Raw genomic sequence first — 15,306 nt, 5'->3', positions numbered from 1 at the left:
TTGTATGACAATTAAGGCGTCGCTGCCAAGCGCCCAGCACGAATTTTCTGGGCTGTCTCACGCCATCTATTCTGCATCTGGCCGATTGCCAATATTCTCAGGAGTCCTCGCATGCACCGCGATAGTGCAACCCTATGCCCTGAAGCCCTGGTTAGCGCCGAGTTTTTGCGCGACCCGTACCCGGAACTCAAGTGGCTCCGCGAGAATGCCCCGGTCCACTACAACGACGCGATCGGCGGGTGGGTAATCACCAAGTACGACGACATCGTCGTCACCATGAAGGAAACGGGCACCTACTCGAACGAAGGCCGATTGGGGCGGGCGGTCGATTACCTGCCGCCTGAAGCGAAGGCGAAACTCACCGGGTTTCAAAATCACTACCGCACGAAGGGGCTGCTTCATTCCGATCCGCCCGACCATACCCGGCTCCGCTCGCTCATCCAGAAGGCCTTTACGCCGCGGATGATCGATCTGATGCGGCCGCGAATCCAGCAGATCGTCGATGATTTGCTGGACAAGGTCGCCGGCGAAGGGGGGATGGAGGCGATCCAGCAACTCGCGTTCGCCGTGCCGGTGACGGTGCTCGCGGAAATTATGGGAGCGCCGCAGAGCGATCGGCATTACTTCCAGAAGTGGTCCAACCTGCTGCTCGCTTTCCAGGGAGTCAACAAGCCGGCGTTTGAGGTGCTGACTCAAGCCCAGGAAGCGCTCGTGGAAGCCCGGGAATACCTGACGCGGCTAATCGCCCGGCGCCGCGTTGAGCCGGGGCAGGATCTCGTCAGCCAACTCGTCGCCGTAGAATCGGAGGGCGAGCGGCTTACCCAAGACGAACTGATCAACACCTGCATCACGCTGCTGGTGGCAGGCCACGAAACGACGACTTCGCTCATTGGCAACGGCCTCTATTTGCTGCTCCACGATCGGAGCCAGTGGCAGATGATCCAGCAAGATCGCGCGTTGTTGCCGGCGGCGATTGAAGAAATTCTGCGTTACGAAAGCCCCGTGGCCCGCCAACCGCGCGTCATCAAGCACGACACCGTGCTTGGCGGCCAGGAGCTGTCGGGCGGCCAGATGCTATTCCAGATGCTGAATTCGGCGAATCGCGATGCGGAGCACTTCACCGATCCCGACGTGTTCGATATCCGCCGGACGAAGAATCGGCACATCGCGTTTGGCTACGGCGTGCACTTTTGCATCGGGGCCCCGCTGTCGCGGGCGGAAGGGGCGATCGTGTTTGAAACGCTCCTTCGTCGCATGCCGGAGATTCGCCTAGTCGACTCCGAGGCCGATTGGGACGTCACGAAGCGGAACTCGCGCGTGCTGCATTCGCTACGCGTCGAATTCTAAAAGCTGTCGAGGCCGACGCTTCCACTCAGGCAGAGGTAGGAATATTAGAAAGTCGCCAGTCGCCGGCATCTTTGATGATCGGCGACTGGCGACAATCAGTTCTTCCCCGCTCGCCGCTAGTTCTGGGTGACGGCCGCCGACGCTTACTTCGTCAGCAGGTACACCGCGGCGCTTCGCTTCTCCGGCAGTTTCGCCTGCAGACCGTGCTCCATCAGGTCGCTGCCTTTTGCCGTCCACGTTTGGTCGGTTCCGAGGGCCTGAATGCGGTACCCGGCGTTCGGATCCAAACCTTGCAGCTTGAGCTGTTGTTCAGGCTCCACGCTATCTTGCCGACGGAAGGCCTGCACGACGGCTTCGCCCGTTTCGGGGCGGTTGAATTGCCAAGCAATCCAAGCCGACGTCGCGAGGGTGTGGGGCGTGACGGGGTAGTAGTCGGCTTGGTAGAACGGCGCGACCGTGGCGAGCTCGCTGGTGAGCTTTCGCAGCTCGTCGTAGTTCAGCGACTTGTCGCGCATGTCCCAGCACGCCGTGACGCTGGAAGCCATGTGGCTGCGGAAGTCGTAGTCGTTGACTCCTTCGGTGGTATTTTGCCCGATGGCGCTCTTGCCAACGAGCGTGCCGGTGCCATGGTACGGCAGCCAGAGCGACAGGCCGTAGGTGTGGGCCTGCTGCGAAGTCGGCTCGAACAAGCAGTCGCTGCGCACCAGCGGGACGCTGCGGCGAAGTGTTTCAAGGTCAAGCCGCCGGCCGCCGCTCGCACAGGTGTCGATCCGAATGCCAGGATTGGCGGCCAAAATCGCGTCCCAATACGCTAGGTAGCCTGAAACATAATGGTTCTCTGCCATGCCTTGGCGATCTTCCGGTTCGCCGTTTTGCCAGTAGAGGACCGGATCCATGTTGAAGTCTTGGCGGTAGAGGTCGATGCCTTCCGACTTGATTAGCCCGTTGACGTGGTTGATGAGCCACTCGCGGGCCTCGTCGTTGCCGAGGTTGAGGAGGCGCCAATTTTCATCGTAAAGTTGATCGCCCGGGTTCTTCGGCGGAGCCAGGAGCCACTGCGGGCGCTCTTTGTAGAGCCACGAGTTGGGAGCGACGCGCTCGGGTTCGAACCAGACGATCGCCTTCACGCCCTTTTCGTGAGCGTGGTCGGTGACGGCGCGGAGGCCGTTCGGGAATCGTTTCTTGTCGACTTCCCAGGTGCCGGTGGTGGTCCACACGCCGTCGTTTTCGTACCAGCCGGCGTCCATCCACCAGTAGGCGAGCGGGAATTTTTCTTCCAAGTAGCGGTCGATGAACTGCTTCTGATTCTCTTCATTGGCGTTGATCATTTCGCCAAATTGATGCGAGCTGCAGGCGACAAGCTGCGGCTTCGGCGGCTTGCCGTCGACCTGCGGAACGTTGTGAGCGACCATCCAGCGGCGCCAAACGTTTTGCCCGCGGACCCAGTCGCCTTCGTACCACTGCAACACCGCGAGCGGCGTGCGGGCCGTTTCGCCGGGATGGAGTTTGAAGTGGGTGCTCTCTTGCCCGCCGCGAATGGCCAGTCCCCCTGCCCCGTCGCGTTCGAGGGAGAGGTTCCACTGCCCCGGCCACCCGAGGACAACAATAAGGCCTTGGTCGCCCCAGTTGACGTTGAAGAAGGGCCAGCTGCCGTTCGTGCCGCGGCCGCCAGCTGAGCGGAAGGTGGCGGCCGTTCGCATCGTCAGGCCCATTTCGTAGGGCTCAAAATCGTTCGGTGCCGCCCGCGAACCTTTCAGGTGGTGCAGGATTGTCGACGCCTCGGCTGGGACGGCTTGGTTAACGTCGACCGCTTCGACGTCGGCAATGATGGGCGAGTCGCCCTCGCCGGTGTTCTTGAAATGAACCGTCCACTCCACATTCGGGAAGTCGGCGTACTGAACGGCGACGACCTTCGTTTCCAGATGCGTCTTCTCGTCGGTCCAGGTGATGGTGCGCTTCGTTTGGGTATCGCCGACTTGTTCGGTTTGCGAGTCGACCTTCGCGCGTTGCAGCACATCGGTCGACTTTTCGCCGCCGACAGTGAAGCTGAACGGCAGCTTCGAAACGTCGGCGCCGAACCGTTCTTCAAACCAGGCGCGGGCCGTTCCTCGCTCGCCTTCGCGAACGAATGGGGCGTCGTCGCCGATCGCGCCGGCAGCGAGGCAAAGCTGCAGCAAGCAGGCTAACAATATTGGTAGTTTCATGGCTTCTTCTCTTGGGACTGACAAGTGGAAGACTCTGGAAGAGGCGGCGGCGTTTGCTTAGCGGCGGACGCGACCGTCTGGGCCGCTGCGGGCTAGCGATTCGGCTTCGGACAACGAAAAGTGGCCAAAATCGCCGCGTACGGTGTGCTTCAGGTTGCTGGCGGCGACGGCCAGGTCGACGACTTCTTGCGCCGGGCGCGACCGCAGCAGGCCGTAAATGAGAGCGCCGGTGAACGCGTCGCCGCCGCCAATGCGGTCGAGCGGGCGGATCGTGTACTTTCTGGAACCGACGGCCTGTTGTCCGTCGTCGAGGACGGCGGCAATTGTCGTTTCGTCGGCGGTGTCGCCCGCGCGAATGGTCAGGGCCGTCGCCTTGAGTTGGTACTCGGAGCGGAGGTAACGCACGATCGGATCGTATCGCCGAGCGTCGAAGACGTCGGTGAATTCGGTAGCCGCTTCGGGGGCGCCCAGAATGAGGCGGGCGTGTTCTTCGTTGGCCACCAGCACGTCGACGTGCTTGACGATCTGGCTCATCACTTCGCGAGCTTTTTCGATCGACCACAGCGCGCTGCGGTAGTTGATGTCGCAGCTGACGGTAATGCCTAACTCATTGGCGACGCGGCAGCCTTCGAGCGTTAGCGCCGCCAAGTTCGCGGAAAGTGCGGGAGCGGTGCCGGTGAAGTGAAACCAGTCTTTGCCGGCGAGCACCTCGCGCCAGGGGATATCCCCCGGCTTGAGCGTCGCAAACGAACTGCCCGCGCGGTCGTAAACCACCTGCGTGGACCGATGGCCTGCGCCAGTTTCCAAGAAAAATAGCCCGAGCCGAGAGCCGCGCTTTTGGACGCCACTCACGTCGAGCCCGTAGCGGCGCATGTGGTTCGTGCAGGCGAGGCCAAGCTCGTTGTCGGGCACGGCGCTCACGAGGTGGGCTTCGACCCCGAACCGCGACAGGACGACGCCGGCGTTCGCTTCGCCGCCGGTGTAGCCGACTTCGAAGGAATTCGCCTGCACGAATCGCAGTTGCCGCTCTGTTTCCAGCCGCATCAGCAACTCGCCGAACAGGGCGACTTTGCGCGACGTTTCGCTCATATCGATTCCGAACATGGTGCGGGCTTACCTAGCCCTGGGTAACAATTGATTCGAGTCACTTCGCCAACACTGTCTGGTAAAAAACGAGTGCCGCGACTGCCAAGTAAAAACATCCGCAGCAGAACAGCCCGACTCGGGCGACCATGCCGGGGCGTATCGCTGGAGGCAACCACCGCGTGTTGATCCACAGCATGTGGAACGACGTGACGGCCAGCGCCAGATTGCCGAGGTTGCCGATGACCAAAGTCATCAGGCGGGGCGTGCCGTAGGCGCCGAACAGATAAAGCGTTCCCAGGCACCAGACGAAATAGCAGGCGGCGAGGGTGTAGTAGATGCGTTTGACCTCGCCGCCGTGCATTTGTTCACGGACGCGGGGGCTGGCCGACCAGATAACGTCGGTCCAGCGCCGGCAAACCTCATCGACCACGGACATCTGGCTGGGCAGCAGCACGAGCAGTCCCGCGATCAACGTCGCCGTCCAGAGGAATTGGCCGGCTCCAGCACTCAACCGGACGTCGCGGCGCATGCCTTCGGCCGTCGTCATTGCCGCGGCCCATTGAAAGTTTTGAGCGGGATTGGGAACGGCAGCCGGCGTTGCGACGTTGTTGGCGGCCGCGGGCTCTGCCTGGTCAACGGCGGTGGCGGCAGGCACCGGTTTAGCGGCCGCTTCCGCCGCGGGATGCGGCGAGGCAAACTGCAGCGAGAGCAGCGCGGGGAGCGCCATGCCGACGAAACAACCAGGCGCCCAGATCGCCGCCTGGTCGACGAGGATCACTTTCCACCACCCGCGCCAGCGGCGAAGGTTTTCGGCAGTAACGGTAAAGACTTTGCCGAAGTGCCCCAGGGAAATGTTCTTCCCGCCAAACGCGCTCGGGATGGCGCCGACGTTGGCGCCATTTCCCCAGCCTTTGTCGCGGACGAAGTTTCCGTACAGCGAATTCCCCAGCCCGCCGCCGCCGGCGTAGCCAATGAACGCCCCGATGGCGGCCATTTCGCCAAGCCCAATGGCGGGGAAACGGCCGTTCGACGCCAGATACTGAGCGACGTTGACCGTCGATTCGCCCGTGGCGGCGTCCGTCGACGGGATTGTGCCGAACCGCAAAAACCCCGAAAAAATGGCAATCCATGCCTGCCAGTCGACGAACAGCAGGCTCACGATCCCGCAGAACGAAAGCACGCAGACGACCTTGAGCGTCATGATCGCTTGGAGCGTGTTGTAGATCTTCTTGCCGAACAGCACCGGGACGAACGCCAACGCGGTGCAGGCGAAGGCGACGCCCACCACATGCGCGCGGTGGGCCTCGGTCGGCGAAGCATTCAGCCACAGCGCCGTGAGTACCGACGCGGCGTGGAACGCGAGGCCCGGCACCATCGCCCCCATGCTCAGCAGCAGGAAGAAGGCGATCCAAAACCGCGGGCCTGGCTTCGTGCGCAGGAATCCGGTGAAGATAGGTTCGCCGCAGTAGAGTGCATACCGGCCGACTTCGAGGTTGTAGAAGACCTGCAGCACGATCGCGATCGTGGCGAGCCACATCAGCGCGCCGCCGTAGCGGGCGGTGATCTCGGGGCCGAACAGCCATTCGCCGCCGCCGATCTGCACGCCCATCATGACGATGCCGGGGCCGATGAGGCTGCGCCACTGGGACCAAGCGAGCCGCGTCGGCTCGGGCAAGTCGGCGACGCCCCACGACGGCAGGCAGGTTTCCGGCGGCTGCCAATTCGCATCTTCGGCCGCAATTCGGGCGCACGACTCGCCTGCGACGCCGGAGATAGTTGGAACTGCGCTCACGAAGGGATTAGCCTGAAGATCGCGGAACCGATGAGACGGGGCCGTCGATCTGCCGTTAGTGAATGGAGACTAGGGAACGCGAAAAGGCGAGCGATGGGCGTCGCTCAGTAAGGTCGTAGCGCTGCCGAGACGCGCCGCAAAAATGCGTCTGCAACTAGCGATGAGACAAAAATGGCGTCGGAAAATCTAGGCTCTTGCCAAGGGCTAGCCTGCGCGCAATTATATGATGATTAGATCGCGGGTGGAACAGTGCCGGGTAATTTTCCGCTTGGCAATCGGTTCCGCCGCATCGAATTCGACTCTTCACTGTGACTCATTCGTTGGCAGGATTGCCGTACTAGCAAGCGATAGGCGAACGCGGGCGCCGAAGCCCTCACGCCGCTTGGCTTGTTGATCGATCGATTGAATTGCACGCTCAAGGCGTGCCAGGAACACGTTTGGCATGAGCAGTTCGAACAGACTCGCGGGCAAGCGAATCCTCGTCACCGGCGCCGGCACCGGCATCGGGCAAGGGATCGCGATTCGTTGTGCGCGCGAAGGCGCCAAGGTCGCCGTCCACTACTACGATGCGTCGGACGAAGGCGCTCGGCAGACCGTGGCCGCGATCCGCGATCTCGGGGGCGAAGCCGATTTCGCCAAGGCGGACCTGGGGGAAATCAGCCAGATTCGCGAGTGCGCTAACTGGGCGCTCGGCTACCTCGGGGGAGTCGACGTGCTGATCAACAACGCGGGCATCACCTTCAATTCGCCCGTTGCCGAGGCGACTCCCGAGCAGTGGGACCGGATGTACGACGTGAACGTCCGCGGCGGCTATTTTCTCACGCAGTCGTTGCTCGACTCGTTGAAACAGAACCATGGCGCAGTGATCAACCTGTCGTCGATCCACGCGTTTGAGGGCTTCCAGGAACACTCGATTTACGCCGGCACCAAGGGGGCGATCGTTGCGATGACGCGGGGGATGTCGATCGAATTGGCTCCGCTGGGCGTCCGCGTCAACGCCATCGCGCCGGGCTGCGTTCCTGTGCCAAGCCACGAACGGGCGTGCGGCAAGGCCGACTTGGTGGCCGTGGGGCGCGGCATCCCGGCAGGCTTCGTCGGAACCCCGGACGATATCGCCGCCGTGGCCGCATTCTTGGCGTCTGACGACGCGAGATTTATCGTCGGACAAACGTTGGTCGTCGATGGCGGAACGACTTCTTGGATGCCGTTTGGCGAGCAATTCCGAGCCCCGGTGCGAGCCGCGGGTGTGCAATTCGGCAAGGAATATATTTAAGAGTTTCCGCGAGCCACACGATCTGCAGCATGACGCATTTTTAATATTTTTGACACGATTCTCGTGACCAATCGTCTTCCCCTTCTCACTTCATGCCCGACCAGCGATGCTCGCACGAGTGTTAATTGCGACTCTGCTCGCTGCCGTCGGCGCCGGGGTGTTGTTCGCGCTGAGGGCGACGCCCACGGCGAAGAGCGGGCAGGCTGAGGGACCGCAGGCGAGCCCCGGGTTTCGCGTGGAACTGGTCTACTCCCCTTCCCTGGCGAAGGAAGGATCGTGGGTTAGCCTGGCGGTCGATTCGAAAGGCCGGCTCATCGCGAGCGACCAGTACGGGCTGCTTTACCGAATTACTCCCTCTCCGCTCGGCGGCAAACCTGAGCAAACCTCGGTAGAACCGATCCGCGTTGGCGCTGGAGCGGCCCAGGGGTTGGCCGTCGTTGGCGATGACTTGTACGTGATGGTGAACTCACAGGCGGCGGCGCTGCCGAGCGGGTTGTATCGCGTTAGCGATAGCAACGGCGACGACCAGTATGACGATGCGAGGCTGTTGCTTCGCATCGAGGGGGCCGGCGAGCACGGGCCGCATGCCGTGGCGGCGTCGCCAGACGGCAAATCGCTCTATCTTTCAGCGGGCAACTACACCCGCTCGCCGCGATTTAAGGGGTCGCGCGTCCCCGCGGGTTGGGGCGAAGATCAGCTGCTACCGCGCCTGGACGACCCGGCGGCGCAAGCGAACGGCATCCCGGCGCCAGGCGGTTGGATTGTGAAATGCGATCTTGACGGCGAGAATTGTGAGCTAGTCAGCGTCGGCTATCGCAACATTTATGATCTGGCCTTCAACGCCGATGGCGAGCTGTTCACCAGCGACTCCGACCTCGACGTCGACATCGGCACGCCGTGGTATCGCCCCCCTTCGCTGCTGCATGTGACGAGCGGGGCCGACTACGGCTGGCGCGGCGGCGACGGCATTTGGCCGACTTACTATCAAGATACGCTGCCGCCCGTGGCCGTGATGCCGCCGGGCTCGCCGGCCGGCATTGTTGCGGGAACGGGGACCAATTTCCCCGAGCCGTATCGCGATGCGATCTTCATCGCCGATTGGAGCCGCGGCGCCATTTACGTCGCTCCGCTGGAGCCGAACGGTTCAAGCTACCGCGGCGAATGCGCACCGATTGCGTGGGACGTCGGCGGCGTCACCGATCTTGTCGTGCGGCCGCAGGATGGATCGCTCTATTTCACCGTCGGCGGGCGGCAGATTCAGTCGGGGCTTTATCGGCTGGTGTGGGATGGCGACGGCGCCGAAAAACAACAGCCGACAAGTGAAGAACGCGCCACAACGGCCGTTGATTCTGCCACGGCAACAGAGCAGCGATCGCAGCGGCAAAAACTGGAAGAACTGCACGGCGATCTTGCCGAGACCGCCATTGAATCGATTTGGCCCGCGCTCGCGAGCCCCGACCGGTTCGTTCGCTACGCGGCGATGACGGCCTTGGAACGCACCAAAGCAACCGACTGGCAAACTCGCGCTTACGCCGAGCCGAACGTGCTCGCGCGATGCGCGGCGCTCACCGCGCTCGCCCGCCGCAGCCAGCCGGCGTATCCCGCCAAGTGGGCCGATTCCCTGCTGGAACTGCCGTTCTCCACGCTTTCCACCGAAGAACAACTGGAAGTGCTGCGAACCATTTCGCTCGGCGTGACGCGGTTCACCAACCTCGACGACGCCCAGCGGGCACGTATTGCGACTGCGGTTGCGGGATGGTTTCCGTCGCCGCGGCCACAGGTGAACGGCGAATTAGCCAAGCTGCTCGTTCGCCTCGAATCGCCCGCGGTCATCGAACCGTTGCTGCAGAAGTTGGCGGACGAGCCGAATTCCGTGCAGGCTATCCAGGCCGCCGTGCAGCTCAGTGCGGCGAGCGCTGGTTGGACTCCGGAGGGACGGGCCAAGCTGCTCGATTGGTTCGACGCCGCCGCGAATTCCTTCGGGAAGCGTGCGTTCTACCCCTACTTGGTGGCCGCCAGGAGCCGATTTGTCGGCGGGTTTGGCAGCGAAGATCGCAAGGTTTTTGCCGAGCGATTGGCTCCGCCGAAAGTTGCTGAAGAGGCGGCGAGCGAGCGGCAAGAGCGGAAATTCACGAAGCGTTGGACGACCGATGAAGTCGTCGCCGCTATCGAAGCCTCAGACAAAGCTGGGCAGGATGCTGAGGCCGCGAGTGTTCGCGGCCGGCAACTATTCGTAGCGATCGGTTGCGCCGATTGTCACGCGATGCGTGGCGAGGGGGCGTCGGTCGGGCCCGATTTGACCAACGTCGGACGGCGTTACTCGGTGCGCGATTTGGCTCGCGCGATCACCCAACCCGACGACGAAATTCCCGATCTCTATCGCCAGACGACGTTCGTCGTCGACGGTCGGACGATCACCGGCCGGCCGACGAACATGACGGCAACCACGATTTCGGTGACGACCGACATGCGCGACCCGGCGAGCGCGGTGAAGTTGGAACGGGGCGCCATCGAATCGGAATCTGTTTCGACGACCTCCGCGATGCCCGCCAATCTGATCGATACGCTCTCGCCAGATGATCTGGCTGATCTTTTTTCGTACTTGCGCGCGGACGCTGAAGCCGGAAGCGGCGAACGACCCGCGGCAACACTGCCCTAGTTGATTCTTTCCTTAGGATTCGCGTCGGACGACGCAGTAACGGACCCACTGACAATGGCAAACGACGCTCCCCCTCGTCTCATCTCCCCCTATCGACTCGCATTCGTGGCGTCGATCGGCGGCTTTTTGTTCGGCACCGACCTCGGCATGATCGGCGCCGCGAATGTTTATCTACGCGATCAGTTCCATCTGACCGACGCGCAATTCGGTTTCGCGACCGCCAGCGCTGTGCTGGGGTGCATCCTCGGCCCGGGCTTAGGGGCGTGGCTGTGCGACGCGATCAGCCGTAAGCGCACGATGTTCGTGGCTTGCGTGCTGCTGGCGCTCGGGGCCGTGTTTACTGCCGTGCCAGATGCGTTTGGCGACGGGTCAGACGCATCGACGATGGCGTACTTTAATTTCTTCCGCTTTGTGGGCGGCATCGGCGTCGGGCTCTGCTCCGTCGCCTCGCCGATGTACATCGCGGAAATCGCCCCGCCGGCCCGCCGCGGCGCCATGGGGTTGATGTATCAACTTGCGATTGTCATCGGGCACGCCGTAGCCCCGCTCGTGGCGTTCGGCATCGTCTACTTTTTGCGAGTGAACTACGGCGTCACCGAAGCGGCGGTGGCCGAGAATGTTTGGCACCAGCCGTGGCGGTGGATGTTCTTCTCGGAGATGGTGTTCGTCGTATTCTACGTCGGCTTCTTGGCAGGCCTCCCTTACAGCCCGCGCTGGCTGGCCGGCAGAGGCCGCTTCGAAGAAGCGGAACGAGCCCTGGCTTCGATCGACGGCCCTGAATTCGCGAAGCGGGAAATCGAGCAGATTCGCGCCTCGATCAACGAGGAAGTCGGTTCGTGGAGCGAGCTCCTCAAGCCGGGCATTCGCACTGCCGTGTTGATCGGCATTCTGCTCACCTTCTTCAACAACTGGACGGGGTGGAGCGTCATCGGCGGGTATATTCCGCGGCTGCTCCAACTGGCAGGTTTCGATCGCGAGAGTGCGATTGGCAACTTCGTCGCTGTTTACGGCGCCATGGCCATCATGACGGTCGCCTCGATCATGCTCATGGATCGCGTCGGCCGCCGGCCCCTCTGGATGATCGCGTCGTTGATGATGGCGGTGATCACCGCCGCCACTGGGTACATGTTCTACATGGACGTGACGGGTTGGCCGGTCCTCATCATCCTCGGCCTAGTGACGATTCCGCACGGCCTGGCGCTCGGCGGCATTCCGTGGTTGATGATGTCGGAATTGTTTCCGACGCGCCTCCGCGCGAAAGCCGTCGCCCTGACGACGACGGTGCTCTGGGTCTTCATTTTCGCCGGGGCCACGTTGTTCCCCATGATCACCGGGTTCTCGCAGCGGGAGTTTCTCACCGCGCGGAAGGCGAAGGTTGAGGGAACGCAGCTGTCGTTCGTCGACGGAACTCCCGACGCGATTGTCGATTCCGAAGGTCGCTTCATCGACGCCGGCTTCCAGGCCAAAGATCAGATCACGATTTTCGGCGCCACCTCGCCGCAAAATGACGGGACTTTCGTCGTCTCGGAAGTCGAGAGCGGCCGCTTGTTGCTCGACGGCACTGCCAATTTGAAGAGCGAAGCGGGGACCGCGAAGACGACGGTGCAGGTCGGCTCCGTGTCCGCGGCGTTTTACCTGTTTAGCGTGATTTGCATCCTGTCGTTCATGTTCGGCTTGTGGATCATGCCTGAAACCAAGGGACGATCGCTCGAAGAAATTGGCAGTTCTTGGGAACACCCGCCGGCTGGGCACTAAGAGTAGCCCAGCAAGGGGCGGCGGCGGCTTGACGACGCAACGCAAACTGCCTCGCCGGCTTCGGCCGGCGAGGCAGTTGGTTGCGGAGTGAATTTTGACTACGGAGTGGATTGGGCGATCGCCGGGACGACGGGCGACTAGCGATCGGCGGCGCCGCTATTCGCGACGTCGTCCTCTTCCTTGGCTTTGGCCTTGAGAATTCGATCGCGGTCGCGATGGACGTTGATGTGGGCGGACAGCATCGAGCTGGCCGTTTGGTAATCGCCTTCGCGGAGCGTGTCGATGATTTCCTGATGGCCGCGGATGCCGTTCTTCCAGCGGGACTTCGAGAAGTCGGCCCGGAACTTCTGGAAGAAGACTTGGACCAGGTCGTTGAAGGCGGCTAGCGCCCGCACGCCGCTGGAGGCGACGAGCAAGCAGTGGAATTGCACCTCGCCCTGCAGCCACTCGGTTTTCTTGGTGGCGCGGCGGAGTTTCTCGTTGATCGCATTGAGTTCTTCGTAAATCGATGGATCCTTGGCCATGCGTTCGGCCACCTGCCGGAGGCCGCCGGTCTCGACGACGATGCGGGTGTCGATAAGTTCTTCGAGCGGGTAGTCCGCCAAGGCGAAGTGAAAGCTGAGATAGCGGCTGAGGCGCTTCATGCTCACCTTGCCGACGGAGAGTCCGCGGCGGGGGGCGGCGTCGACGATGCCCAAGAAGCCGAGGGCTTTGGTCGCTTCGCGGACGCTGACGCGGCTGACGGCAAATTGTTCCGCCAGTTCGCCTTCGGTGGGCAGGCGATCGCCAGGCTTCAAGCCCTTATTGATGATGTAGTTGCGTAGCTTCGCGGCGACGATTTCACTTTTGCTCAGTTTGGCCACGCGCGTCTTCCTCGCCTCGAATGAACCTGGCATCAGCGCCGCAAGCATCGCGGCCAAGAGATGTAGAAATTGTTTGCAGAAGCTATGTACGAACGCGGCGACGCGATTATAATTATCTTACAATTGGCGTCCGCGGGGGTGCCATCTCTCTTCTACAATACCTTATATACTGACGCAGCGGTTACCTTATGTCTCGCTTGATTGTCACGGATTATACATTCCCGACTTTGGAAGTCGAGCAACGCCGGCTAACCCCACTTGGCATCGCGGTCGAGGGAGTGAAGGCGGGCGAGCGTGCTGAATTGCTCGCTAAATTGCCGACGGCCGACTTCGTTCTTACCCAATTCGCCAAGCTCGACGCGGAAGCGATCGACCGCATGGAGAAGGCCCGCGTTATCGTCCGATACGGCATCGGTGTCGATAATGTCGACTTGGAGGCGGCCAAGCGGCGCGGTATCCCGGTTTGCAACGTGCCGGACTACTGCATCGACGAGGTTGCAGACCACACGCTGGCCCTCGTGTTGTCGGCCACGCGGCGTGTCGTCGAAAATGCCAACTTTGTTAGCGGCGGCAAATGGGGGCTCCCCGTTCCCGTCACCGACATGCGTTGCCTCAAGTCGATGACCGTCGGCGTCGTCGGCTTCGGCCGGATTGGTCGCGAAGTCGCCTCACGACTGTCGAACTTCAAGTGCCGTTTGCTGGTGAGCGACCCGGCCGCAAAGGCTGCGGACGTCGAAGAGGCCGGCTGCGAACTGACGAGCCTGGAAAACCTGCTGGTGAACAGCGACCTGGTGACGCTGCACTGCCCCGCGATTCCGGCCACTCGTCATCTGATCAATTTCGACACGCTCGACGCGATGAAGCCGGGCGCCATTCTCGTGAATGTGGCTCGCGGCAACATCGTCGATACGTCGGCAATGTACGAGGCCCTGAAGAGCGGCAAGCTTGGTTTCGCAGCGCTCGACGTCTTTGATCCGGAGCCGCCGGCCCCTGATCACCCGGCGCTGGCGCTGAAGAACGTTATTCTGCACAGCCATATCGCCTCGGCGAGCGACGAAGCCGTGTTGAAGCTGAGAAGCGACGCCGCCGCGATCGTGGCTCTCTGCAACGAAGGCCAACCGCTGCCGAATATCGTCAACGGGGTCACCGGCCCGGCGCGATTCGCTGCGATGGCCGTCAGCTAGCCTCCGCTTTTCTCCCCTAGGCGGCGATTTCCTGCGCCGCCGCATAAGCAAGTCGAATTCTTATGGCAAGCGCAGTTGCCGATCAGACTATTTCGATCGGCGAATTAGAGGATTTCTGCATTCGCGTGTTGACGAGTCTGGGCGTCGGCGAAGACGACGCCCGGACAACCGCGAAGGCGCTAGTGACGACCGACACATGGGGCGTCTACACGCACGGGACCAAACTCCTCCGCGGCTACGCGCGGCGGCTGCGCGGCGGCGGGTTGCGCAATAACCTCTCTCCGAAGATTGCCGACGAAGGCGCCGCCTGGGCGCTCGTCGACGGGCAATCGACCCTGGGGCAGGTCACCTCCACGTTCGCGACGGAGGTGGCGATTCGCAAAGCGCGGCAAGCGGGCGTGGGGTTCGTCACGGTCACGAATAGCTGCCACTTCGGCGCCGCGGGCTACTACGCTTGGCTGGCGGCGAAGGCCGGCATGATTGGCCTGGCGATGGCGAACGACGTTCCCAGCGTCGCGGCGCCCGGCTCGCGCGGGCCTGTGCTGGGGAGCAATCCGATTGCGTTCTCGTGTCCCACGGCCGCAGGCGATCCGATCTTGCTCGACATGTCGATCGCCACCGTCGCCGGCGGAAAGGTGTTCGCACGCTGCAAGCGCGGCGAGCCGATCCCCCCGGGTTGGCTCGTCGACGACGCCGGTCAGCCGACCCAAGATGGCACTCTCTATCCCGATCGCGCTTCGCTCTCTCCGGTGGGCGGCCACAAGGGCTATGGGATTGGGTTACTGATCGAGATCCTCGCCGGCGTGTTGTCGGGGGCCGCGGTTACCAAGCAAGTCGGCAGTTGGTTGTTCGGCGATATGTCGGCGCCGACGAACCATGGCGCCGCGTTCCTTGCGATCGACGTCAGCGCCATCATGACGCCTTCGACCTTTTACGAGCGAATTGCCGCGTTAATTAGCGAGATTCATGCCGAGCCGACCGCCGAGGGCGTCGCTTCGCTAATGTTGCCTGGCGAGATGGAATGGCGCAATCGTCGCCAAGCCGAGTCGAAGGGGATCGCGCTTCCGGCCGACGTGATCGATAGCCTGCAAGAAGCTGCTTCCGAGAGCGGTCAACCGTTCGTGTTCTAGTCTGCTTTTCATT

At 62.3% G+C, this 15,306-nt stretch carries 10 protein-coding genes; 6 read left to right on the top strand and 4 right to left on the bottom strand.

The window, feature by feature from the left end:
- The first annotated feature begins 111 nt into the window (after positions 1 to 111).
- Positions 112 to 1,347, top strand: a complete 1,236-nt coding sequence (locus PLANPX_RS14620) for a cytochrome P450 (protein ID WP_152099448.1) — start codon at positions 112 to 114, stop codon at positions 1,345 to 1,347.
- 143 nt (positions 1,348 to 1,490) lie between these two features.
- Here PLANPX_RS14620 and PLANPX_RS14615 read toward each other — a convergent pair whose 3' ends face one another.
- The 3 genes from PLANPX_RS14615 to PLANPX_RS14605 are packed head-to-tail and all read right to left on the bottom strand — an operon-like array spanning position 1,491 to position 6,429.
- Positions 1,491 to 3,551, bottom strand: coding sequence for an alpha-galactosidase (locus PLANPX_RS14615; RefSeq protein ID WP_152099447.1), 2,061 nt, complete (start codon positions 3,549 to 3,551; stop codon positions 1,491 to 1,493).
- 57 nt (positions 3,552 to 3,608) lie between these two features.
- Positions 3,609 to 4,655, bottom strand: a complete 1,047-nt coding sequence (locus tag PLANPX_RS14610; protein ID WP_152099446.1) for a sugar kinase — start codon at positions 4,653 to 4,655, stop codon at positions 3,609 to 3,611.
- A gap of 40 nt (positions 4,656 to 4,695) precedes the next feature.
- Complete coding sequence (locus PLANPX_RS14605; protein WP_152099445.1) at positions 4,696 to 6,429, bottom strand: Nramp family divalent metal transporter; 1,734 nt, start codon at positions 6,427 to 6,429, stop codon at positions 4,696 to 4,698.
- Positions 6,430 to 6,871: 442 nt separating this feature from the next.
- Here PLANPX_RS14605 and PLANPX_RS14600 point away from each other — a divergent pair, with 442 nt between their 5' ends.
- The 3 genes from PLANPX_RS14600 to PLANPX_RS14590 all read left to right on the top strand — a co-directional run bounded on the left by PLANPX_RS14600 (position 6,872) and on the right by PLANPX_RS14590 (position 12,116).
- Positions 6,872 to 7,702: an SDR family NAD(P)-dependent oxidoreductase gene (locus PLANPX_RS14600; RefSeq protein WP_152099444.1), complete on the top strand. Its 831-nt coding sequence runs from the start codon at positions 6,872 to 6,874 to the stop codon at positions 7,700 to 7,702.
- Between the two features lie 118 nt (positions 7,703 to 7,820).
- Positions 7,821 to 10,361 carry a c-type cytochrome gene (locus PLANPX_RS14595; protein ID WP_172992073.1) on the top strand — a complete coding sequence of 847 codons (2,541 nt, stop codon included), beginning with the start codon at positions 7,821 to 7,823 and terminating at the stop codon, positions 10,359 to 10,361.
- Between the two features lie 54 nt (positions 10,362 to 10,415).
- The gene (locus tag PLANPX_RS14590; protein ID WP_152099442.1) at positions 10,416 to 12,116 is read left to right on the top strand and encodes an MFS transporter; all 1,701 of its coding nucleotides are present in this window, start codon (positions 10,416 to 10,418) and stop codon (positions 12,114 to 12,116) included.
- A gap of 137 nt (positions 12,117 to 12,253) precedes the next feature.
- On the opposite strand, the gene PLANPX_RS14585 is transcribed toward PLANPX_RS14590, so the two are convergent.
- Positions 12,254 to 12,979, bottom strand: coding sequence for a FadR/GntR family transcriptional regulator (locus PLANPX_RS14585; protein WP_198421732.1), 726 nt, complete (start codon positions 12,977 to 12,979; stop codon positions 12,254 to 12,256).
- Between the two features lie 188 nt (positions 12,980 to 13,167).
- On the opposite strand from PLANPX_RS14585, the gene PLANPX_RS14580 reads away from it, so the two are divergent.
- The gene (locus PLANPX_RS14580; protein WP_152099440.1) at positions 13,168 to 14,163 is read left to right on the top strand and encodes a C-terminal binding protein; all 996 of its coding nucleotides are present in this window, start codon (positions 13,168 to 13,170) and stop codon (positions 14,161 to 14,163) included.
- Positions 14,164 to 14,225: 62 nt separating this feature from the next.
- Positions 14,226 to 15,293: an Ldh family oxidoreductase gene (locus tag PLANPX_RS14575; RefSeq protein WP_152099439.1), complete on the top strand. Its 1,068-nt coding sequence runs from the start codon at positions 14,226 to 14,228 to the stop codon at positions 15,291 to 15,293.
- Positions 15,294 to 15,306: the final 13 nt, after the last annotated feature.

It is taken from the genome of Lacipirellula parvula (genome assembly GCF_009177095.1).
GTDB lineage: Bacteria > Planctomycetota > Planctomycetia > Pirellulales > Lacipirellulaceae > Lacipirellula > Lacipirellula parvula.
This window is presented reverse-complemented; position numbering and strand designations above follow the sequence as displayed.

Bases quoted from the DNA above. Each gene is read 5' to 3' on its own strand.
- PLANPX_RS14620 (WP_152099448.1), top strand. From the start codon at position 112: ATGCACCGCGATAGTGCAACCCTATGCCCTGAAGCCCTGGTTAGCGCC.
- PLANPX_RS14615 (WP_152099447.1), bottom strand. From the start codon at position 3,551: ATGAAACTACCAATATTGTTAGCCTGCTTGCTGCAGCTTTGCCTCGCT.
- PLANPX_RS14610 (WP_152099446.1), bottom strand. From the start codon at position 4,655: ATGTTCGGAATCGATATGAGCGAAACGTCGCGCAAAGTCGCCCTGTTC.
- PLANPX_RS14600 (WP_152099444.1), top strand. From the start codon at position 6,872: ATGAGCAGTTCGAACAGACTCGCGGGCAAGCGAATCCTCGTCACCGGC.
- PLANPX_RS14590 (WP_152099442.1), top strand. From the start codon at position 10,416: ATGGCAAACGACGCTCCCCCTCGTCTCATCTCCCCCTATCGACTCGCA.
- PLANPX_RS14580 (WP_152099440.1), top strand. From the start codon at position 13,168: ATGTCTCGCTTGATTGTCACGGATTATACATTCCCGACTTTGGAAGTC.
- PLANPX_RS14575 (WP_152099439.1), top strand. From the start codon at position 14,226: ATGGCAAGCGCAGTTGCCGATCAGACTATTTCGATCGGCGAATTAGAG.